At 36.7% G+C, this 22,933-nt stretch carries 15 protein-coding genes; 14 read left to right on the top strand and 1 reads right to left on the bottom strand.

Features of this window, described 5'->3' with window-relative positions; all coding sequences use genetic code 11:
• Positions 1 to 194: 194 nt before the first annotated feature.
• Genes GCQ56_RS03750 through GCQ56_RS03760 form a run of 3 tightly spaced genes read left to right on the top strand, consistent with a single transcriptional unit; the run spans position 195 to position 5,871 of the window.
• Entirely contained in the window at positions 195 to 4,358 is a 4,164-nt protein-coding gene (locus GCQ56_RS03750) for a hypothetical protein (protein WP_152733041.1), read from the top strand.
• A gap of 31 nt (positions 4,359 to 4,389) precedes the next feature.
• Complete coding sequence (locus GCQ56_RS03755; protein ID WP_152733042.1) at positions 4,390 to 5,622, top strand: nucleoside recognition domain-containing protein; 1,233 nt, start codon at positions 4,390 to 4,392, stop codon at positions 5,620 to 5,622.
• Between the two features lie 42 nt (positions 5,623 to 5,664).
• Positions 5,665 to 5,871 carry an RNA-binding S4 domain-containing protein gene (locus GCQ56_RS03760; RefSeq protein ID WP_152733043.1) on the top strand — a complete coding sequence of 69 codons (207 nt, stop codon included), beginning with the start codon at positions 5,665 to 5,667 and terminating at the stop codon, positions 5,869 to 5,871.
• Between the two features lie 94 nt (positions 5,872 to 5,965).
• Here GCQ56_RS03760 and GCQ56_RS03765 read toward each other — a convergent pair whose 3' ends face one another.
• Positions 5,966 to 6,349, bottom strand: a complete 384-nt coding sequence (locus GCQ56_RS03765) for an SRPBCC domain-containing protein (protein ID WP_152733044.1) — start codon at positions 6,347 to 6,349, stop codon at positions 5,966 to 5,968.
• A 224-nt stretch (positions 6,350 to 6,573) separates the two neighbouring features.
• On the opposite strand from GCQ56_RS03765, the gene GCQ56_RS03770 reads away from it, so the two are divergent.
• The 11 genes from GCQ56_RS03770 (at position 6,574) to GCQ56_RS03820 (ending at position 22,510) form a co-directional block, all read left to right on the top strand.
• Positions 6,574 to 7,878 carry a dihydrolipoamide acetyltransferase family protein gene (locus tag GCQ56_RS03770; protein WP_152733045.1) on the top strand — a complete coding sequence of 435 codons (1,305 nt, stop codon included), beginning with the start codon at positions 6,574 to 6,576 and terminating at the stop codon, positions 7,876 to 7,878.
• Positions 7,879 to 7,880: 2 nt separating this feature from the next.
• On the top strand, positions 7,881 to 9,971 hold the full coding sequence (locus tag GCQ56_RS03775; RefSeq protein ID WP_227005980.1) for a thiamine pyrophosphate-dependent enzyme: 2,091 nt from the start codon (positions 7,881 to 7,883) through the stop codon (positions 9,969 to 9,971).
• A 79-nt stretch (positions 9,972 to 10,050) separates the two neighbouring features.
• Entirely contained in the window at positions 10,051 to 10,560 is a 510-nt protein-coding gene (locus GCQ56_RS03780) for a flavodoxin (RefSeq protein WP_152733046.1), read from the top strand.
• Between the two features lie 357 nt (positions 10,561 to 10,917).
• Positions 10,918 to 11,712 (top strand): glycyl-radical enzyme activating protein, encoded by a 795-nt coding sequence (locus GCQ56_RS03785; RefSeq protein WP_152733047.1) that lies wholly within the window; start codon positions 10,918 to 10,920, stop codon positions 11,710 to 11,712.
• 90 nt (positions 11,713 to 11,802) lie between these two features.
• A complete protein-coding gene (gene hypD, locus GCQ56_RS03790; protein WP_152733048.1) occupies positions 11,803 to 14,166 on the top strand; it encodes a trans-4-hydroxy-L-proline dehydratase in 2,364 nt (787 codons plus the stop codon).
• 282 nt (positions 14,167 to 14,448) lie between these two features.
• Positions 14,449 to 16,629 carry a S9 family peptidase gene (locus tag GCQ56_RS03795; RefSeq protein WP_152733049.1) on the top strand — a complete coding sequence of 727 codons (2,181 nt, stop codon included), beginning with the start codon at positions 14,449 to 14,451 and terminating at the stop codon, positions 16,627 to 16,629.
• A gap of 619 nt (positions 16,630 to 17,248) precedes the next feature.
• Positions 17,249 to 17,815 (top strand): WD40 repeat domain-containing protein, encoded by a 567-nt coding sequence (locus GCQ56_RS03800; protein ID WP_152733050.1) that lies wholly within the window; start codon positions 17,249 to 17,251, stop codon positions 17,813 to 17,815.
• 15 nt (positions 17,816 to 17,830) lie between these two features.
• Positions 17,831 to 19,099, top strand: coding sequence for a hypothetical protein (locus tag GCQ56_RS03805; RefSeq protein WP_152733051.1), 1,269 nt, complete (start codon positions 17,831 to 17,833; stop codon positions 19,097 to 19,099).
• A complete protein-coding gene (locus tag GCQ56_RS03810) occupies positions 19,086 to 19,640 on the top strand; it encodes a hypothetical protein (protein ID WP_152733052.1) in 555 nt (184 codons plus the stop codon). Before GCQ56_RS03805 ends, GCQ56_RS03810 begins: the two co-directional genes overlap by 14 nt.
• A 1,085-nt stretch (positions 19,641 to 20,725) precedes the next feature.
• Positions 20,726 to 21,652: a carboxypeptidase-like regulatory domain-containing protein gene (locus GCQ56_RS03815; protein ID WP_152733053.1), complete on the top strand. Its 927-nt coding sequence runs from the start codon at positions 20,726 to 20,728 to the stop codon at positions 21,650 to 21,652.
• A 369-nt stretch (positions 21,653 to 22,021) separates the two neighbouring features.
• Positions 22,022 to 22,510: a hypothetical protein gene (locus GCQ56_RS03820; RefSeq protein WP_152733054.1), complete on the top strand. Its 489-nt coding sequence runs from the start codon at positions 22,022 to 22,024 to the stop codon at positions 22,508 to 22,510.
• Positions 22,511 to 22,933 lie beyond the last annotated feature (423 nt).

Raw genomic sequence — 22,933 nt, forward strand, 5'->3', positions numbered from 1 at the left:
TTATTTTTGTATATAAATAGATTATATTACAGAAATAATAAGATTGTATATTACTGCGTTGATTACATAGTGAAATATATTTCTCTAAACTTCTTTATTTAAAATATAGAATAAATAACATGAATATTACTAGGATAAACCTACCCTCAATATTTAAATTATTAGTATTTTTTTATCTGCTATTATGTGGATTGATGACTTTTTCGCAAGAAAAATACTCGGTAACAGGTAAAATAATCATAGAACATGGAACTCTAGAAAATACAATTATTACGATCTATAAAAATGCGGAAAAAGCTGATGCAAAAATGATCGAAAATAGTGGGAAATTTAATTATGATTTAGAATTTGGGAATGATTATATTTTTGAATTTTCTAAAGAAGGATTTGTTACTAAGAAGGTAAGTATTTCAACTTTTGTTCCTATTGAAGTGTTGAGTCGAGATAGTCAGTTTCCTCCATTTAAGTTTAAAATTTCACTCTTTCCAGCATATAAAGGTTTAGACCTTTCGATATTTGATCAACCAATGGGAATGATCATGTATGATAAAGAATTGGATGATTTTGATTACGATAGAGACTATGACTCTCAAATTAGAGATGCAATTAAAAGAGCAGAGGAGGAAGCAAGGAAGAGAGCAGCAGAACTTGAAGCTCAGAGATTGGCAAGAGAAAAGGCATATAAAGATGCAATTCAAAAGGGAGATATTAATTTCAGAGGAAAGAAATATGAAGAATCGAAATTAGCATACAATGAAGCTTTGGCAATAAAGTCAGAAGAAGCTTATCCTAAGGCTCAAATAGCTAAAATTGATGCATTACTGGCAGGAGAGCAGGCGAAAGCTGATGAAGCTGCACGCTTGGCAGCAGAGAAGAAAGCGATTGATGAAAAGTATGCAGCCATAATAGCTTTGGCAGATTCTCAATTTACTGCTGGAGATTATGCAACTTCTAAAATTAGTTATACAGATGCTTTAGAAATAAAAGCGGAAGAAATTTATCCTAAATCACAAATTGCAAAGATTGATGAATTGTTAGTGGAACAACAAAGACAATCAGATGAAGCGGCTCGTTTGGCGGCAGAGAAGCAAGCTTTGGATGAAAAGTATACAGCTTTAATCACATCAGCAGATTCTCAGTTCGAGGCTAAAGATTATACCAATTCAAAATCAAACTATACGGAAGCATTGGTTTTAAAAGCTGAAGAAGTTTATCCAAAGTCGCAAATTGCAAAGATTGATGATTTGTTGGCAGAACAGCAAAGAAAAGCTGATGAAGCTGCTCGTTTGGTAGCAGAGAAGCAAGCTTTGGATGAAAAGTATGCAGCTTTAATCGCATCCGCAGATTCTCAGTTTGAGGCTAAAGATTATACAAATTCAAGATCAAATTATTCGGATGCTTCGGCATTAAAGACGGAAGAAGCTTATCCAAAGTCACAGATTTCAAAGATCGATGAATTGTTGACAGAGCAGCAAAGACAAGCTGATGAAGCAGCACGTTTGGCATCAGAAAAGAAAGCGTTGGATGAAAAGTATACAGCTTTAATCGCATCAGCAGATTCTCAGTTCGAGGCTAAAGATTATACCAATTCAAAATCAAACTATACGGAAGCTCTGGCTTTAAAGGTTGAGGAAGTATATCCAAAGTCACAGATTTCAAAGATCGATGAATTGTTGACAGAGCAGCAAAGACAAGCTGATGAAGCAGCACGTTTGGCATCAGAAAAGAAAGCATTGGATGAAAAGTATACAGCTTTAATCGCATCAGCAGATTCTCAGTTCGAGGCTAAAGATTATACCAATTCAAAATCAAACTATACGGAAGCTCTGGCTTTAAAGGCTGAGGAAGTATATCCAAAGTCACAAATTTCGAAAATTGATGAATTGTTGGCAGAACAGCAACGACAATCAGATGAAGCGGCTCGTTTGGCGGCAGAGAAGCAAGCTTTGGATGAAAAGTATACAGCTTTAATCGCATCAGCAGATTCTCAGTTCGAAGCTAAAGATTATACCAATTCAAAATCAAACTATACGGAAGCTCTGGCTTTAAAGGCTGAGGAAGTATATCCAAAGTCACAAATTTCGAAAATTGATGAATTGCTGGCAGAGCAACAACGAAAAGCTGATGAGGCTGATCGCTTGGCATCAGCTAAGAAAGCTTTGGATGAAAAATATACAGTATTAATAGCCTCAGCAGATTCTCAGTTCGAAGCCAAAGATTATACCAATTCAAAATCAAACTATACAGAAGCATTGGCTTTAAAAGCTGAGGAAGTTTATCCAAAGTCGCAAATAGCAAAGATAAATGAACTGATATCAGAACAACAAAGACAAGCCGACGAAGCTTCTCGATTGGCTTCAGAGAAGCAAGCCTTAGATGAAAAGTATGCAACACTAATTGCTTCCGCAGATTCTCAGTTTCAAACTAAGGATTATACAAATTCAAGATCAAATTATATTGATGCTTTAGCATTAAAAGCAGAAGAGGTTTATCCGAAATCACAGATTGCGAAGATTGATGATTTGTTGGCAGAACAACAAAGACAAGCCGATGAAGCAGCACGTTTGGCAGCTGAAAAACAAGCCTTAGATGAAAAGTATGCAGATTTAATTGCTTCAGCAGATACTCAGTTCGAAGCCAAAGACTATACGATTTCAAAATCAAATTATACTGATGCTTTGGCATTAAAGGCAGAAGAAACTTATCCAAAATCGCAGATTGCCAAGATTGATGCTTTGTTGGCAGACCAGCAAAAACAAGCGGATGAAGCAGCACGTTTGGCAGCAGAAAAACAAGCTTTGGATGAAAAATATGTAGCATTAATTGCATCCGCTGATTCTCAGTTTGAGGCTAAAGATTATACCAATTCAAAATCAAACTATACAGAAGCATTGGCTTTAAAAGCTGAGGAAGTTTATCCAAAGTCGCAAATAGCGAAGATTGATAATTTGTTATCAGAACAACAAAGACAGGCTGATGAAGCAGCACGTTTGGCATCAGAGAAGCAAGCTTTGGATGAAAAGCATGCAGCTTTGATTGCATCGGCAGATTCTCAATTCGAGGAAAAAAATTACACTAATGCTAAGGCTAAATATCGTGAAGCTTTAAGCTTGAAATCAAATGAATCTTACCCAAAATCACAAATTTCGAAAATTGATGAATTACTAGGAGAGCTGCAAAGACAAGCTGATGAGAAAGCGAAATTATTGGCTGAACAAAAGGCAAATGATGCGAAATACTTATCATTAATTCAATCTGCAGATAAATTCTTTGAATCGGAGAGGTGGCAATCATCTGCACAGGATTATCGTGGAGCCTTGGAATTAAAACCTGAAGAAAGATATCCAAAAGGAAAACTAGAGGAGATTGATGAAATTCTTGCTGAAATTGAGAGAAAAAACAAGGAGAAGTTAACCCTTAAATATCAGTACGCAGAACTAATTAAAGAGGCTGATGAAAGGTTTACTAGTGAAGAATATAATTTGGCGATTGGCAAGTATGAGGAAGCATTAAGTTTAAAACCAAAGGAGACTTATCCTACAAAGCAAATTAAGAGAATTGAAGTGATTTTGGAACGATTGGCACTTGCTGAAAGAAAACAAAAGGAATTGGACCAAAAGTATAGTGAGGAATTAGAAAAGGCAGAAGAATTTTTCAGTGATGAGAAATTTAGCGTTGCTCGTCATCATTACAAAGCTGCTCTTGAAATTAAGCCTAAAGAAGAATATCCAAAGGAGAAATTAGCAGAAATTAAGAAAAGGTTAGAGGCATTAAAAATATCGGAACAGGAAGCAATTGCTAATAATCCTACAAATTTTGAAAATAAGCTTTCGATTAAGAAAGAGCGGGAATATGCCAATATTATTGCAAAAGGAGATGAATCATTTAAATCTAATCAGTATACAGTTGCTAAGGTGATGTACGAAAGAGCATTGAATTTATTTGAAAGAGAGTATCCTAAAAAGCAATTGAAGGAGATCAATAAACTGATTCGTGATGGGAAATATTCAATTCTTTCCGAAGAGTATCGAAAACTGATAGCACAAGGAGATAAGGAATTGGCTGCTGATCATTATTCTGTTGCTAAATTTTATTACAAAAAAGCAATACGATTGAATTCATTGGAGAAATATCCAAAAACTCAACTTGATAAGATTGATGAGTTGGTAAATTCAAAAAAGAATCAGAAGATAGACAAGGAGTACAATGATTTAATTGATAAAGCGGATGACGCCTTCGATAAAGGAAGTTTAACGGTAGCCAGGTTCTATTACCAAAAAGCATCAAAATTGAAGTCGAAAGAAAAATATCCAAAAGAAAAACTGAAAATGATTCAAACTAAGCAAAGCAAAAAGTAATTTTGCATTATACATCCTATCAAAACACACTATGGCTTTAAATTATCTGTTTATTTTCTTTTTCCTGATTGCTTTCGTAGTTGGATTAATCAAACTTATTTTCTGGGGAGACATGGATGTGTTTCCTGCCATGATTGATTCTACTTTTAACATGGCAAAAACGGGTTTTGACATTTCCCTTGGACTGACAGGTGTTTTGACGCTTTGGTTGGGTATCATGAAAATAGGAGAGAAGGGTGGAATTATAAAGGTGTTTTCCCGACTGATAGGACCATTTTTCAATAAGTTATTTCCTGAATTGCCAAAGGGACATCCGGCTCATGGATCAATAATGATGAACCTTGCTGCAAACATGCTTGGATTGGATAATGCAGCAACTCCGTTGGGTTTAAAAGCAATGAAAGAGATGCATGAGGTAAACCCAACCAAAGACAGAGCTTCTAATGCTCAAATTATGTTTTTGGTGTTGAATACCTCGGGCTTGACAATTATTCCAATATCTATAATGGTTTATCGAGCTCAATTAGGAGCGGTAAATCCATCTGATATCTTCATTCCTATCTTGTTGGCAACCTATTTTTCTACCATTGCAGGATTAATTAGTGTTTCTATTGTTCAGAAAATAAAACTATGGGATAAGGTGATATTAGCCTATTTAGGTGGATTAACTGCTTTTATTATTGCATTGATTGCCTATTTTTCAAGCCTGGAAAAGGAACAGATCACCACAATATCTAAGGTAGTAAGTAATGTCTTTTTGTTTTCCATTATTATATCATTCATTTTATTAGCGGTTCGTAAAAAAGTAAATGTCTATGAGAGTTTTATTGATGGAGCTAAAGAAGGATTTTCAATTGCAGTAAAGATTATACCTTACCTAATTGCAATATTGGTTGCCATTGGAGTATTTAGAGCTTCGGGTACAATGGATTTATTGGTTGAAGGAATGAGACAGTTGTGTATTTTCCTTTCGGTAGATCCTGATTTTGTAGAAGCTTTGCCAACTGCGATGATGAAACCTTTAAGTGGAAGTGGTGCTCGTGGAATGATGGTGGATGCAATGCAGACACATGGAGCTGATAGTTTTGTTGGAAAATTGGCATCGACATTACAAGGAGCTACAGATACTACCTTTTATATTATTGCAGTCTACTTTGGAGCTGTAGGCATTAAGAATACCAGGTATGCAGTTACATGTGGTCTAATTGCTGATTTTTCAGGTATAATTGCTGCAATTGCAATTGCTTACCTTTTCTTTCATTAAAGAAGGATTTGCCTTACATTTGTCATCCTTAAAATTACGGATATGATAAAGTTTAAAATTGAAACAGAATATATTGAGTTGATAAAATTGATTAAAGCAACTCATATCAGCGAAAGTGGTGCTCAGGCAAAACTATTTGTAGAAGATGGTATTGTTGTTCGAAATGGAGAAGTTGAAACCAGAAAAAGAGCAAAAATTCGTCCGGGAGATAAAATTGAAATTTTCGATGAGGTGATTATCGTAGAATAACACACTTTAATAAAATAGAAAAAGCGCAAATACATTACTGTATTTGCGCTTTCTTTTTTAGCCAATAGTTAATGACTTTCAGCTAAAAAATCTATTAATAAAACTCTAAGAAGTTTTTCATCGAACCTAAGTAATACTCTTCCCAGCCTTCAACGATTTCTTCATAAGCTTCGTCTGGAATATTGGTGTGACTTAGTTCAATTTTGGTAGCATTACCTGCCTTCTTAAGAACAATTGTAACGATCGATGGATGTTCGGTTTCTCCAAAGAACCATTCCTGTACAATCTTATAATCTTTAACAATTTCAAGATTACAACCAGTAATATCGCCTTCCCACAAAGAGAATACTGTTCCAACTTTGTCATCCATTACGGCAGGATAACCTGTCCAAAGTTCTATTTGAAATGAATTGGTAAAGGCATTATACACCTCTTCCTGGCTTGCGCTGATATTAAAATTACAATTGAATTCTTTCATGGTATAAATAGGATTTTCAGCCTCAAAATTAGCTCGAATTATTTAGAAATCGATAACTTTTTTCAAATGAAATTGTTTCCTATAAAGGAAATCAATTGACTCATAAAAAATTGCAATGTCTAGATAGCAAAATATTCTAAGTTAAATCAGTCTAAATAAGAATAAATTTTTATATTTGTATCGATACATTTAAATATGAGTATAAATATTAAACTATAAGTTATATGTCTAGCTTTGAAATCCTAATGCCAAAATTGGGCGAGAGTGTACAAGAGGCTACTATCACGAAGATGTTCGTGAAGTTGAATGATCAGGTGGAAGAGGATGATATGCTTTTTGAGATTGCAACCGATAAAGTGGATTCTGAAATACCTTGTCCGGTAGATGGGAAAGTAATTGAAATCAGATTTAAGGAAGATGATGTTGTACCAGTTGGAGAAGTGGTTGCAATAATCGCCTTAGGAGATGCCGATGATGTTGAAGAGTCTGTTGTTGAAGAAAGCGCTGCTCCAAAAGAAGAAGTAGTAGAACAAACCGTAGGTTCTGTCGGTGCATCAGCCGAGAGCTATCAATCAGATCGTTTTTATTCTCCATTGGTTAAGAGTATAGCATCTAGCGAGAACATATCTGTTCAGGAATTGGATTCAATTCAAGGTCATGGTAAAGATGGGAGAGTTCAAAAGCAAGATATTTTGAATTATATAGCTCAACGAAATGGTTCTGCAGTTAGCACACCAGCTAAAGTTGCAAGCCCGGAAGTTTCTGCACCAAAAGCAAATAAAACAGAAGAGAAGCAAAAAGTATCTGCGTCAATTGGTGCGCAAGATCAGATTGTGGAAATGGATCGCATGAGAAGAATCATTGCGGATCATATGGTAATGTCGAAGCAAACTTCGCCACACGTTACTGCCATGGTAGAAGCCGATGTTACTGACATGGTGAATTGGAGAAATAAGGTTAAGGATGAGTTCCTTAAAAAGGAGAAAACCAAGCTGACCTTTATGCCAATCATTATAGAAGCTGTTGCCAAATCTCTTAGAGAATTCCCTGGAGTGAATGCTTCTGTCGATGGTTATAATGTCATTCTTAAAAAAGATATAAATATTGGAGTAGCAGTTGCTTTACCAAGTAACAATCTAATTGTGCCGGTAGTTAAAAATGCCGATCACAAAAATCTAATTGGATTAGCCAATGATATGAATCAAATGGCTGATAATGCAAGAAATAACAAATTAAGTCCTGATGATATTCAGGGAGGAACTTTTACGATTTCAAACTTTGGTTCTTTCAAGAATGTAATGGGAACACCTATCATTAATCAACCTCAGGTAGCTATTTTGGCTGTTGGTACAATCGAAAAGAAACCAGCAGTATTGGAAACAGCAGCTGGCGATGTAATTGTGGCACGTCAGAAAATGTTCCTTTCTCTTTCATACGATCACAGAGTGGTAGATGGAGCTTTAGGTGGAGCATTCCTAAGAAAAATAGCAGATTACCTTGAAGAATTTGATATCAACAGATCGATTTAATTATGGAGACAATAGAATTAACCTCAGTTAAGACTGGAAACAATAACAAAATGACCGAATCAAAGAAATTTAGTATTAAAGGTACCTCGAAAGAGTTATTAGGTCGTTGGTATCACATGATGACTCTGGGTAGAGCATTAGATGAAAAAGCACCAAACTACCTGAAGCAGGCAATCGGATGGTCATATCACGCACCTTACGCTGGTCATGATGGAATTCAGCTTGCTATTGGGCAAGTATTTGATAGAAAAAATGATCATCTTTTTCCATACTATAGAGATATGTTGACTTCCATTTCTGCTGGATTGACAGCAGAGGAGATTATCTTTAATGGAATTTCAAAAGATAATGATGTTGCAGGTGGAGGACGACACATGTCGAATCACTTTGCAAAGCCGGAATGGAATGTTCACAATGTTTCTTCTTGTACAGGAAATCATACCTTACATGCGGTAGGTTTAGGAAGAGCAGTTAAGAAATACGATCATAAAGGAGTGGTATTCAGTTCTCAGGGAGAATCTTCTGTTTCTGAGGGATATGTTTACGAAGCGATAAACGGAGCAACTAATGAGCAATTGCCAGTTGTTTTTGTTTTTCAGGATAATGGATATGGAATTTCAGTACCAAAGAAAGATCAAACAGCAAATCGAAAAGTTGCGGACAACTTCCGTGGATTAAAATACCTGAAAATCATTCATTGTAATGGTAAAGATGTATTTGATTCGATGAATGCGATGACGGAAGCCAAGAAAATTGCTTTGGAAACCTCAACTCCGGTAATCGTTCAGGCGAATTGTGTTCGTATGGGTTCTCACTCGAATTCAGACAAGCATGAATTGTATCGTGATAATGCTGAGTTGAATTATGTGACCGAATACGATCCATTGGCAAAATACAGAAGACTGTTGGTTCGTTACAAGCGATTTACTGAAGAAGAATTGCAGGCTATTGAAGCAGAGGTGAAACTGGAGGTGAAGAAGGCTCACAAAGCTGGATTAACTGCACCGGATCCAAGTCCGGAATCCATTCATGATTTTGTGATTCCAGAGCCTTACGTATCTGAAAAATATCCAGAGGGATTACATACGTATACCGGGAACAATAAGAAGTTAATTGAAGGATTGAATGAAACTCTAAAAGCAGAGTTCCGCCACAATCCTGATACATACATTTGGGGACAGGATATTGCCAACAAAGACAAAGGTGGTATTTTTAATGTATCCAAAGGGATGCAGCAGGAATTTGGTAAAGAGAGAGTTTTTAATGCTCCTATTGCTGAGGATTATATCATGGGAACTGCAAATGGAATGAGCCGTTTCAACGATAAATTAAGAATTGTTGTTGAGGGAGCTGAATTCGCAGATTATTTCTGGCCGGCAATGGAGCAGTTTGTTGAAACCACTCATGAATATTGGAGAACAAAAGGTCAGTATTCACCAAATATTACAGTTCGATTGGCATCAGGTGGATATATTGGTGGAGGATTGTATCATTCACAAAATATCGAAGGTGCACTGTCAACTTTTCCTGGCGTAAGAATTGTTTATCCTTCGTATGCTGATGATGCAGCAGGTTTGTTGAGAACAAGTATGCGTTCGAAAGGAATGACTGTTTTTATGGAGCCAAAGGCATTGTATAACGATCCTAAAGCATCGGCTGCTGTACCTGAAGATTTCGAAGTACCATTTGGAAAAGCTCGAGTGAGAAGAGAAGGTGCCGACCTAACAGTTATTACTTATGGAAATACAACACACATGTGTGTTGAGGTGGCAGATAAATTAGCCGAAGATACAGGAAAGCAGGTTGAGGTAATTGACCTTCGTTCATTAGTACCTTTGGATAAGGAAACTATTTTGCAGTCGATTGAAAAGACGAATAAAGTATTGATTGTTCATGAAGATAAGGTGTTCTCTGGTTTTGGAGCTGAAGTTTCAGCAACAATTACTGAAGAAGCATTTGAAAAATTGGATGCTCCTGTAAAACGTGTAGGATCAACATTTACACCTGTCGGTTTCAATAGAATATTAGAGAAGGCAGTTCTTCCGAATAACGATAGAATTTATGTGGCAGCAAAAGAGCTGTTAGATTATTAGATTAGGCAATTAGATTTTAGAAATGGGATATGAGTGTAAAGCTCATATCTCTCTTTTCAAAACTCAAATCCAAAAACAAATGAAAAAAATAGGATTATTCTATAGTTTCAATACAAATAAAACAGCCAAGAATGCTTCTAAAATCAAGAAAGCTTTTGGCGATACAGTTGAAATCGAAAATGTAAATGTTGAAGAGGTTGATGAGGAAACATTCCTTAGCTATGACAACATGGTGCTAGGTGTTCCAACCTGGTTCGACGGAGAATTACCAAACTATTGGGATGAGTTCATGCCAGCTATCGAGGATCTGAAATTAAAGGGAAAAACAGTAGCCTTGTTCGGATTAGGTGATCAGGTTGGATACCCTGAGAACTTTGTAGATGCAATTGGTATCTTAGCAAAAGCACTGGAAGAAAGAGGAGCCAAGGTGATTGGTCTGACTTCAACCGAAGGATTTACTTTCGAAAGATCAGCAGCTTTACGTAACGATCAATTCTTAGGTCTGGCTCTTGATATTGAAAATCAGGCAGCATTAACCGATGATCGAATTAAGACTTGGGTGAAACAGTTGAAAACTGAATTCAAATAAGCGATTACACAAATTAATTAATTAACGAAATAAAATTAGAGATGCACGACAGTGTGTCTCTTTTTTTATGCAACTAACTTAGATTCATTATAAATCACCGTCAGCAATAACTACAAGGCAATCAGAAAACGAAAAAATTCATAGCTTTACCAAACAAGGATATTGTATATGAATGAAATAACCCTCATACTACAAAACAGAACCTACAAAGGACTCTACGAATGCTGGATGTGTTGATTCAGTAAACTTGCTTGTCCCATAATTTAAGGGAAAACAATCTACATTTTATTACTAGCCATAGAACTGTCATTTAAATGATGACCAGTTGCTAATGTCTAACATACTAAAGTCTAAAATATGGACGGTATCGTATTTGATATCAAACGATATGCTGTGCACGATGGACCAGGGATTCGCACGACAATTTTTCTGAAAGGATGTCCATTGCGATGCATCTGGTGTCACAATCCTGAAAGCTTTTCTGCAAAAGTGGAAGAGTTTGAATTGCCTGAACAATTGGGCGATGTAAGTTTGATGAGGAAGAAACAAATTGGTCAAACCTACAGCAAACAGGAGCTAATAAAGGAAATTGAAAAGGACATTCTGTTTTTCGATGAGTCGGAAGGGGGAGTTACCTTTTCGGGTGGTGAACCATTAATGCAAATTGATTTTCTAGAAGAAATGCTTAAGGAGTGCAAGGCAAAAGACATTCACACAGTTGTGGATACTTCTGGTTTAGCAGCTTTGGATCATTTGAAAAGAATCATCGATAATGTTGATTTGTTCTTGTTCGATGTAAAGCACATGAAGGATGAAGAACACAAGAAACTAACCGGCGTTTCCAACAAGCAGATTCTTGAAAATCTCGATCATTTAATGCAAATGCAGCAGCCTCTTATTATCCGTTATCCAATGATTCCGGATTGTAATGATTCAAAAGACAATATCAATCAAATGATAAACTTCCTGAAGCAGTACGATTGGAAGCCTGAAGTTCACATTTTACCTTATCACAGAATAGGAAAAGACAAGTATGATCGATTCAATAAGGAGAATCACATGCCTGATATTCCATCCTTGAAAGAAGAAGATTGTGAATGGGTAAAAGCCCAATTTGAACAAGAAGGTTTCAAAGTCTGCATTGGAGGATGAAAATTAATTGAGAATGAGTAATAAGGAGAAGAATTACTACAAAACGATTTTACTTTATACTTATTACTTTCTACTTGATACTTAAAAAAGATGAACAATAGAATAAAGCAATTACGCGAGCAGAGTTTAAATGCCATCAACAGTATTTCTCACGAGAGAGCTTTGTTGATGACTGAATTTTATAAATCGGATGAAGCACAAATGGTATCTACGCCAGTAAAGCGAGCTTTGTCTTTTAAATACATATTTACCAATAAATCGATTTGTATCAACGAGAATGAATTGATTGTTGGAGAGCGTGGACCAGCTCCAAAATCATGTCCTACTTATCCGGAGATTTGTATTCACTCTTTGGAGGATTTACAAATCCTGAACGACAGACCTAAGGTTTCGTTTAGGGTGGAGCAGGACACGGTTGATGTTTACAGAGATACCATTATTCCTTTCTGGAAAGGAAAAACAAATCGCGATCGCTTGATTAATAACATGACCGATGAGTGGTTGAATGCTTATGGTGCTGGTGTCTTTACAGAATTTCAGGAGCAAAGAGCACCGGGACATACTGTGTTGGGGAAGAAAATGTTCCAACGTGGCTTCCTTGAAGTGAAAGAAGAAGTGCGACAGGAGATAGAGGCATTGGATTTCTTTGCCGATCCTTTGGCATACGAGAAGCAAGAGGAATTGAAAGCCATGGAGATTGTTTGCGATGGAATCATTCTGTTTGCAGAACGCCATGCCGATGAATTGGAGCGTTTGGCTACAAAAGAAAAAGATGGCAAACGTAAAGCAGAGTTGGAACAAATGGCAGCGGTGTGTCGCAGAGTTCCTGCACACGCACCTGAAACCATGCACGAAGCCTTACAGCATTACTGGTTCATTCATCTGGGTGTGATTACAGAGTTAAACCCATGGGATTCCTTTAATCCAGGAAGATTAGACCAGCACTTGTTGCCATTTTACGAAAAGGAAGTGTTGGGTGGAACATTAGCAAAAGAGGATATGTATGAGATGTTGCATGCTTTTTGGATCAAGTTCAACAACCACCCGGCACCGCCAAAAATGGGTGTAACCGCTAAAGAGAGTAATACCTACACCGACTTCTGTCTGATTAATATGGGTGGGGTAAAAGAAGATGGATCGGATGCGGTGAACGAAATGTCCTATGTCTTGTTGGACGTGATTGAAGAGATGAGATTACTTCAGCCAAGTTCGATGGTTCAGGTGAGCAAGAAGAATCCGGATCGCTTTATCAAACGCACTCTAAAGATTTTGAAAACAGGATTTGGACAGCCATCCATATTCAATACCGATGCAGTGGTTCAGGAAATGCTTCGACAAGGAAAGAGCATTGAAGATGCACGTAATGGAGGATGTAGCGGATGTGTTGAAACAGGAGCTTTTGGAACGGAAAACTATTCCTTGAGTGGCTATTTCAATCTGGCGAAGATTCTGGAATTGACCTTAAACAATGGATTTGATCCAAGAACGAAAAAGCAGATTGGCTTACAAACCGGAAATGTATCCGATTTTAAATCGTATGAAGATGTATTTGAGGCATGGCAAAAGCAGGTGCAGTACTTTGCAGATATCAAGATCAGGGGAAACAATGTAATTGAGAAACTGTATGCCAACTACCTGCCAGTACCATTCCTTTCGGTATTGGTTGACGATTGTATCTCGAAAGGGAGAGATTATAATGCAGGTGGCGCAAGATACAACACCAGCTATGTGCAAGGAGTTGGATTGGGAAGTTTGGCAGATATGCTAAGTGCCATTAAATTACATGTGTTCGAGAAAGAAAAGCTTTCTTTAGCAGAATTGAAGTATGCCATGGATCAGAACTTTGAAGGGTACAATGAGTTGAGATCGGATTTGGTATACAACACTCCAAAATATGGAAATGATGATGATTATGCAGATGATGAGGCTGTAGCCATTTTTGAGACATTCTACTCGGCAGTAAACGGTCGTCCTTCGGCAAAAGGGGGAGTATTCCGCATAAACATGTTGCCAACCACCTGTCACGTGTATTTTGGAAATGTAATGGGCGCTTCGGCAGATGGACGTTTGGCGGAGAAACCGCTATCGGAAGGTATTTCTCCTTTCCAGGGAGCAGACACGAAAGGACCAACTGCAGTTGTAAAATCTGCTTCGAAGATTGATCACTTGAGAACAGGAGGAACGCTATTGAATCAGAAGTTTAGTCCTTCTTTTATGGCAAACGATGCAGGAATAGAACAGGTAACGAAATTGGTGCGTTCTTATTTCCGCATGGACGGACATCACATACAGTTTAATGTGGTAAGTGTGGATACCTTGAAAGATGCACAAAAGAATCCAGAGAACTATAAGGATTTAATCGTTCGAGTTGCCGGATACAGTGATTACTTTAATGATCTGGGTGAAGACCTGCAGAACGAGATCATCGAACGAAACGAACATACGGGTTTCTAAAGTCGAATGGTCGAATAGTCAAAAAGTCAAATGGTTTAAAAGTGGAATAGTTGTATTGTGGGTGTTTTTAACCACAAAGGAAAACGAAGTATTTCACAAAGGACAGAAAGTAAAGAGCCTGAAAGGTTCTAATAATTATAGCCCGGGGCATCGCCCCGGGTAATTAGCATATAGATAAATCTGTCGCACGAGAAAATACTGATTAAAGAAATACAGTTCTTTGCGACGGAAATATCAAATGCTGGATTCATAGAATAAATAAGCAAACATCAACAATAAACAATGAAAAAACTGACCTTATTACTAATGGCATTCCTGTGTGTAGCGGGCGTGCAAGCCCAAAAGAGTTTCGAATTGGAGGACATCACCAACAAGGGAACATTTCGTGCCCGTTCGGTATATGGATTGCGATCGATGAATAGCGGAGAGAGCTATACAGTTCTGAAATCCGGATTAAAGATTGAACAGTATTCCTATGCTACGGGCGAATTGGAGGAACTTATCTTTGATTTGGCTGAGATTGGAAAAGATCAAATACAGAGCATTGATAGCTACGAATTTTCGGCTGATGAAAGAAAGATATTGATAGCCGGTAATCGTGAAGACATTTACCGACACTCCTATTCGGCAGAGTTTTATGTGTACGATAGAGATCAGAAAACATTCGAAGCCTTATCGACAGGAAGACAGCAGCTGGCAGACTTTTCTCCATCGGGAGATAGAGTGTGCTTTTTTAGAAAGAACAACCTGTTTGTGAAAGATCTGCAAAAGGGAAAAGAGACACAGATTACCTTCGATGGCAAATACAATCATATCATTAACGGTGCGCCCGATTGGGTTTACGAAGAGGAGTTCTCCTTCTCGCAAGGCTTTCAATGGTCGCCTGATGGAAAGACAATTGCCTATCTGCGTTTCGACGAGAGCAAGGTAAAACAATTCAACATGACCGTATTTAAGGGAATGAATCCTGAAAAGAAAGCCAATGCTTTGTATCCTGAGAATTACACCTTTAAATATCCAAAAGCAGGAGAGGACAACTCCATTGTGAGTGTTCATGTTTACGATCTGGCAAAAGCCAATACCACAACAATTAATGTGGGTGAAGAAACCGATCAGTACATTCCACGAATCAAATGGACTCAAGATTCAAAGGTGTTGAGTTTGGTGAGAATGAACCGTCATCAAAATCATTACGAATTGTTATTGGCAGATGTGGAAAGTGGAAAAACACATTTGCTATACGAAGAGAAGAACAAAGCATGGATCGATATCAACGATGATTTGAGTTTCCTAAAAGATGGAAAGCATTTTATCCTGACAAGTGAGAAATCAGGTTTTAACCACGTGTATTTGTACAACATGCAGGGCGAATTGGTGAGGCAAATCACCAAGGGAGACTGGGAAGTGACTCAATTTTTAGGATACAATGAAGCAAAGAAACTGTTCTATTATCAGGCTGCAGCTGTATCGCCTTTGCAAAGAGAGATTTATTCGGTAGACAGCAAGGGTAAAAAGACTACTTTACTGAGTGAGCAAAAAGGAACCAATAATGCCAACTTTAGCAAGGGACACAAGTACTACATCAACTATTTTTCGAGCAATGAGCAGCCTACCTTGGTGACTTTGCACAATGCCAAAGGAAAATTGGTGAGAACCCTGGAAGACAATAAAGATCTGCAAAAGAGAATGCAAGAATACAAGTTGCCAAAGCGTGAGTTCTTTAGTTTTACCACATCGGAAGGAGTGGAGTTGAATGCCTGGATGATTAAGCCTGTAGACTTTGATGAGAACAAAGAGTATCCTGCATTGTTGACTTTTTACGGTGGACCGGGATCTCAGCAGGTATTGGATCGTTACAGATTCGATTGGTCGGATTACCTGGCACAGGAAGGATTCGTAGTGGTTTGTGTAGACAACAGGGGAACTGGCGCAAGAGGGGAAGCCTTTAAGAAATGCACCTACATGCAAATACAGAATCTGGAAGCAATCGACTTGATTGAAACCGGAAAGTACATGGGCAAACAGCCGTTTATTGCTGCCGATAAAATTGCGGTGTATGGATGGAGCTTTGGTGGACAAATGTCGTCGCTATGCATGTTCCGTGGAGCAGATGTGTTTGCAGCGGGTATTGCTGTGGCTCCTGTAACTACCTACAGATATTACGATAGCATTTACTCGGAAAGATATTTAAGAACACCACAAGAAAATCCTGAAGGATACGATGAGTATGCACCTATCTATTTTGCGGATCAGCTGAAAGGAAAGTTTCTGTTGGTACACGGAACATCAGATGATAATGTGCACATGCAAAACACATTGGAGTTAGCAGAAGCATTGGTGCAAAACAACAAGAAATTTCAGATGCATTTGTATACCAATCGCAATCATGGGATTTATGGCGGACAAACAAGATTGCATTTGCACACTATGATGACAGATTTCCTTAAAGACAACCTGAAGTAATACGTTTTTGTTAGATGATAAATATTGTAGAGGCGCACTGCTGTGCGTCTTTATTGCAATTTACAAGGATGTACAATCGTAGTTTTTACCACAAAGGAAAACGATGTACATCACAAAGTAACACAAAGTAGAATGTTGCCTTTGGTCGGTAAAAATAGTGTAGAGGCGCACTGCTGTGCGTCTTTTCAAGAGATTTTTAATTGTATTTTAAACCACAAAGGAAAACAAAGAAAAAAGGAAGGCATCTTCCTTAAATAATAAATCATGTAGAGACGCACTGCCGTGCGTCTTTTCAATTCTGACCCGGAGCAATGTTCCGGTTTTTTTGTGTCATGTAGGTTTATTGGATAGGTTTGACAATGTTCAAATAATAAATTCGGGACTTATTAGGTAAGAAGTAAAACAATTAAAGAATTACCGCATGAATGTACCGTTTTACATGGGTAAAACTTATTTATAGTGAATCTAATCGAATTTAGGATACATAAATCGATAGTGATTGGTTAAATTCGGAATTGATATTCAAGCTTCAACAGGAGTAAAAGAGGATCGTATTTCATTCTTTATAGGAAATGTTTTGTCAATCTGTTGTGAAAAGTATTAAGTAAAAAGATATACTATGAATAGAATTTTGATTTTAATACTCTTAAGCTTTTTTGCTACCACTTTATTCGGACAAGAAAGCACAAGTAGTTATTCAACAAGCTTAAGGAACGAAACTCCGGTTTATACCGAATTCTCTACCAATGGAAAGTATATTGCAGCAGGGGTTTATAGAGCCGTTCGTGTCTGGGAAATTTCTACGAATTCATTTAAAGATTACCCAACAAGATTAAAGAATGAGACTCCACTTTTTATAAAATTTTCGCCAGACGATAAATACATAGCGGCAGGTATATATGGAGCGGTAAGAGTTTGGGAATTAAATTCTGAGAACTTCATTGACTATAAGGTGAAATTAAAAAATACGACCCCAAATTCGGTAAGCTTTTCTCCCGATGGAAATTATATTGCAACAGGAGTTTATGGAGCAGTAAGAGTCTGGAATATTAAATCGGGTGAATTTGTAGATTACCGAACAAGGTTAAAGAATGAAACTCCGGAGCATGTGAATTTCTCGCCCGATAGCCGCTTTATTGTTGCAGGAGTTTACGGAGAAGTTAGAACCTGGAAAATAATCAATTAAAAGCTATCCCACCATATGAGAATTGAAACCGTAAAAAACGCTGAGCTGTATTTTATTCTAGCTGCTAATTTTGATAGTGATTCATCCTTTGTTGATTCAATGGAAAACGATTCGTTTTTAGATCGAATGATTGATGTTCAGAAAGATGAGTTGGATTCAAAATTAAATGCGGTAATACAACGAAAAAAAGTTTATGAGGGCACTGTAGAATTTAATAATACGGATTACCCTTTAAACATATACATCAATGATTTTACGGATTACAATTGTTCGCTTATTTACATTAAGGTTTCAATAAATAAGGATACCCAATATAAGGATTACGTAAATCTAATTTATGGGAAAAACATTTTATACAAATCGCATGTAGAAAAACATTCATTGTTTGATTATCTCAGGGAGCATAACATATGCACCAAAAACGTAGGAGACATTTTTCTATTTCAGCAGATAAAAGAGTTGCATCCAGCTCTTCCGAGTGATTATGAAAGTGGTTTAGCCTATATCGAAAAATACAAACAGGATATTCATCAAATACTATTGATGTCTGATACTCAATCAAAGCATTTAAGAATCGATAATCACAAATCAAACTTTGAGAGCATATCTAATTTCTATGGAACAATAGATTTGTGCTCTCCAGTTACCCTTCTGCAATTTTATCAGTACCCAATTACATCCATTCACAACGATAATAGTAAAATAGATATGCAGCAACGTGCTTGTTGGTGGCTCGTTATTACGGATATGATTTTTGTCCAAAAGATGGTTCTTATTGATATTTTAAAGCGAATTAATCAAGTACAAACAAAAAAGGGGAGCAATACTGTAAAAGCAACAACACAGTTGGGAAGAGTATTGATACAGATGAAAGATTTTTGGTATTTCGAAGATTTAAAACAAGAGATAACCAAGGCTGTAGTAAATAAAATTAAGAGTAGGCTGGGTATTATATCCCTTTTAAATAGTGTATTGGAACGAATTGAATATCTGGAAAATCTTGTTCTCAGGGAAAACAATGAAAAACAGAACAGTCACAATCTTTATCTCAACATAATTTTATTGGCAATTGCTGTGATACAAATTGTGCCAATTATTTTTGAAATACTTGAAACAGTTGATAAAAGTGGAGTCATATCTGTTACAACAATTGTAATGTGGGTAAAGGCTTTTCTGATCAGTATAACATTACCATTGATGATTTTATTATTAAGAAAAGTAAATAACATCAGAATTGCAAGGTCAATTGTACCCATAAAAACAAAGACGAATGCAAATGATTAATCTAACCGATCAGCAAGTTGAGCAGCTTAATTCTTTAGAAAGAGTGAGCGATTTTCCTTCTATTTTTAAAACTCCAGGGCTAAATACGAAGGTAGATTACAAACAAAGAAGCGCCACAGGTGGAGTGTGCTTGTTTGCGAAAGAAAGGATAGAAGAAAATGAGATCATTTGTTTTGGAAACGGTTCAATAATCGATAAACCAATCATCTATTCCTATCAAATTGAGGAGAATATGCACCTGATTGGTCCAGGAGGATTGGATCACAACTGTCAAAAACCAAATTGCTATCTCGAAAGTGGAACGCATAATTTTATTGCTCTTCGTACGATCGAAAAAGATGAATTTTTAAGCTTTAATTACTTAACAACGGAGTATAGCATGAACAACTCCTTTCTTTGCAATTGCGGAGAAGAAGGATGTTTTAAAAATATTAAGGGATTTAAATATTTGACGAATCGAGAGAAGGAATATGTATCCAGGAACTTTCAGATGTCAGATTATATAAAAAAGAGATACTCTGATTTTCAAAATAGTATTTAAGGATACGATAGAAGGAAAGAAAACCACAACTCTAAAAGTAGTTTGCTTAAAATACCTAATAATTAGAATGTTAAAATTCATAAATTCGTTTGTTAATAAATGAAAAATATTTATATTGTATAGTGAATTGAAATGGTAAGACTGATGATTTAATTGTTTAGATCAGTTTTATAGAGAAGGAAAATATAAATTTCGTTTGCCGCGGGACTATAAATTAGCAGACGAAGAACAAAACAATTTACTTATGCATACCACCAAATCTGCATTGGGCAAGCAATTACTAAGCTTGACAAATTCTCAAAAGAAAAATTTCGGAAGACTGGGCACGGTGCCCCGCTGAATGAATCTTACCCAGGTGTAAATTCATTCACAAAACTGTCTGCAAAGGCTTTGCATGTATTCTTTACTTCCAATAATCAGGAATAAGAATCTTGTGAAGCATCCTACGAATCGTTCGCATCCCGATGAACGAGTAAAAATCCCACTATAAGAAGGTCTTACCAGGTAACTGGTGAGCAAATTTAAATGAAGCACGCTTGCTGTTGCGAATAAAGCAATTGTTTGTATTGATAAGATTGTAATTGCACGAACATGCTAATCTGTAAGGGATACAGGAAGATGTAAAGAGAAATCAATTGAACAAAACACAAAATACAACAAGCGATAAGGGTACTTACATAAGGCGATAAGAGCACTTACATAGAGCGATAAGGGTACTTACAACAAGTGATAGGAGTAGTTACATAGAGCGATAAGAGCACTTACAACAAGTGATAAGAGTACTTACATAGAGTGATAGGAGCACTTACAACAAGCGATAAGGGTACTTACATAGAGTGATAGGAGTACTTACAACAAGTGATAAGGGTACTTACATAGAGCGATAAGAGTACATTCATCAAGTGATAGTAAGCATTACATACAGTAAGAAAAAACGAAAAAGGAGGTCAAAAAATGAAACAGTAGATGAATAAAGGCAAGTTTTAGGCGAAACAAGCAACGAATAGGTATAGATTCTTAATTGAATGCTATTCAAACAAAGATTCACCCTATGTAGGTGAAAGTGTTAACTTAAATTGTTATTTATGAATTACATACAACAGCAGTTGGTCAGGCAGATGAAAAGTTTCCTGGCTTTTAAAAAGGAGCACGAAACAGAAATAGCTGAAAATCCTTTGTTGGTGAATATGGTGACTGATATTGAAAATATCGATATTGATGTGACTGCATTAATGGCTCAACAGGATAGAAACAGCAAAGCTCTTACTCATGAAAAATCATCGAAAAGTGAGGTTCTGGTTGATAAAGTGGTGAACACTTGCGATTTATTGAACAGTTATGGCAACTACGTGAATTTTGCCGTGTTTACCAACATCGAAGGTTGTAGCAGAACCGAGTTATCGCGATGCAGAGATGAGGAGTTATTAATTCGCGCAGGAAAAGTAAAAGACATTCTGAGCGATAACCCTACTGAGGCAAGCGAGGCAACCGTAACAGCCGAAGATATTACGGCTTTGGAAACTGCAATTGCAGATGTACATGCGGTGATTGATATCCCTCAGGAATTCAGAAGGATTCAGCATGAAATTACCTTAAAGCTGGATAAGGATCTGAATAATTACAAAGGTATCATGAACAATTCTTTAAAGGATTACATGCATTCGAAGTATAAGGTGGCGAAGCCTGAATTTTATGCTGCATTTGCTTTATCGGTTGAGATAGATGCTTTACCACAGCGTAAAAGAGCTTTGATAGGAACCATTACAGATGATAATGGCGAGCCGATTCGAAACGTGCGCGTTTCGGTTGATGGTGCTAAGCCAATTATTAAAGGTGGACAAAAGGGTGGATACTTTTTCCAGAACCTAACTGCTGGTCAGCATCAGTTGACTTTTAGCAGAAAATCCTACCAATCGGTTTCGGTGAACATTTTAATTGTTCCCGATCACACTGCCACTTTAGATGTGGTATTGAATAATATAGAAGTAGAAGAAGCAGTTGCCGCAGAGTAGGCTGTTCTTAATTCTCTTTTGTTTTGCCTAAAGTATATGAGCCACCAAGCAATTGGTGGCTTTTTTATTTGCAGTAAACATAGCATTTCAGGAATAGCAATAGCTTAGGAATACTACTATTATCATATTAAAAGATTATTTAGAATAAATCTACAAGCAGATACAATACATAAATTGAAGCTTATTGGTTAAATTGGAATTTATTTTATCAATAAATTGAAGAATATTTCTTTTGCAAAAGATAAAAAGCTTTTGGATTTACTTGTGCTGAGTAGTGGTTTGTAAATTAGAGAAATACGAAAATGAATAGTTAGGTTGTAAAACGCATAGCGTGTTATAAATATGTTAGGCATTATTTGAAAAACGACAATGAACGATATTAGAAATAAAATATGGTATTTTTTAGTTGACTCAAAAACAAATGAGATTCTGTCTTCTCTGATTGTTGTAAAGTATCAGAAATGGGATTTATATACAAATATATTTCTTGTAGTAACAACTTCTTCAAGTGTCGCAGCATGGACTATTTGGAATGTTTATCCAACATTATGGGCATTAATAATTGGACTAAGTCAGGTAATAACATTGATTAAACCTTACTTTTTATTCCCAAAATATATTAAAGTCTTTAACGAAAAGAGTATTCGTTGGCAACACCTATCATTAGAACTTGAAGAAATTTGGTTTGAATTAAATCAAGCACTAATTGATGAAAAAGCTTTAAGCTCTAAGTTCTTTGAGCTGAAAAAGAAAAGTTTAACATTTGACAATGTACCCGAAGATATTATCTTTTTTAGTCATGATAAGCTACAAACCATCGCTGAAAAAAAGTCCGAAATAAGTTTAACAAAAATTTGAATAAAATGAGTAAAGAAAAACAAACACCAAGACCACAACCGAGACCAACTCCACAGCCGAGTCCTAAACCAGAAATAAAGAGTTTTCCTGGACATAGAAACCCACCGCCGCCACCACCCAAAAAAAATAAATAAATGGATTTCGAAGAAACAAAAAACCCTGATGGCGCGAGTGTTTCACTCGTGTCCTGCTATGCAGAGGAATTGATGTTTTGCATTGGGCAAGCACCGAGTTGCAAACTCGAACCAGCTAGGATTGATGATTATAAGGACAACACGGTAAAAACTGAATAAGTATTACAAAATGAAAGAGAAGGGCGGTTGGTATTTGTTATATGCTAAGCATATTAAGCTCTCTTTTTAAGGAGTTAGCAAAAAGTTCCCAGATAGTGCTAGTTACTGCCCAAAGCAGGATTGTATGAAA

It is taken from the genome of Marinifilum sp. N1E240 (genome assembly GCF_009295825.1).
In the GTDB taxonomy this organism is placed as follows: domain Bacteria; phylum Bacteroidota; class Bacteroidia; order Bacteroidales; family Marinifilaceae; genus Marinifilum_A; species Marinifilum_A sediminis.

Excerpts from the sequence above, each read along its gene's own strand:
- GCQ56_RS03770 (WP_152733045.1), top strand. The coding sequence starts at position 6,574 with ATGTCTAGCTTTGAAATCCTAATGCCAAAATTGGGCGAGAGTGTACAA.
- GCQ56_RS03805 (WP_152733051.1), top strand. The coding sequence starts at position 17,831 with ATGAGAATTGAAACCGTAAAAAACGCTGAGCTGTATTTTATTCTAGCT.
- GCQ56_RS03815 (WP_152733053.1), top strand. The coding sequence starts at position 20,726 with ATGAATTACATACAACAGCAGTTGGTCAGGCAGATGAAAAGTTTCCTG.
- hypD (WP_152733048.1), top strand. The coding sequence starts at position 11,803 with ATGAACAATAGAATAAAGCAATTACGCGAGCAGAGTTTAAATGCCATC.
- GCQ56_RS03780 (WP_152733046.1), top strand. The coding sequence starts at position 10,051 with ATGAAAAAAATAGGATTATTCTATAGTTTCAATACAAATAAAACAGCC.
- GCQ56_RS03760 (WP_152733043.1), top strand. The coding sequence starts at position 5,665 with ATGATAAAGTTTAAAATTGAAACAGAATATATTGAGTTGATAAAATTG.
- GCQ56_RS03775 (WP_227005980.1), top strand. The coding sequence starts at position 7,881 with ATGGAGACAATAGAATTAACCTCAGTTAAGACTGGAAACAATAACAAA.
- GCQ56_RS03765 (WP_152733044.1), bottom strand. The coding sequence starts at position 6,349 with ATGAAAGAATTCAATTGTAATTTTAATATCAGCGCAAGCCAGGAAGAG.
- GCQ56_RS03785 (WP_152733047.1), top strand. The coding sequence starts at position 10,918 with ATGGACGGTATCGTATTTGATATCAAACGATATGCTGTGCACGATGGA.
- GCQ56_RS03750 (WP_152733041.1), top strand. The coding sequence starts at position 195 with ATGACTTTTTCGCAAGAAAAATACTCGGTAACAGGTAAAATAATCATA.
- GCQ56_RS03800 (WP_152733050.1), top strand. The coding sequence starts at position 17,249 with ATGAATAGAATTTTGATTTTAATACTCTTAAGCTTTTTTGCTACCACT.
- GCQ56_RS03820 (WP_152733054.1), top strand. The coding sequence starts at position 22,022 with ATGAACGATATTAGAAATAAAATATGGTATTTTTTAGTTGACTCAAAA.
- GCQ56_RS03795 (WP_152733049.1), top strand. The coding sequence starts at position 14,449 with ATGAAAAAACTGACCTTATTACTAATGGCATTCCTGTGTGTAGCGGGC.
- GCQ56_RS03810 (WP_152733052.1), top strand. The coding sequence starts at position 19,086 with ATGCAAATGATTAATCTAACCGATCAGCAAGTTGAGCAGCTTAATTCT.
- GCQ56_RS03755 (WP_152733042.1), top strand. The coding sequence starts at position 4,390 with ATGGCTTTAAATTATCTGTTTATTTTCTTTTTCCTGATTGCTTTCGTA.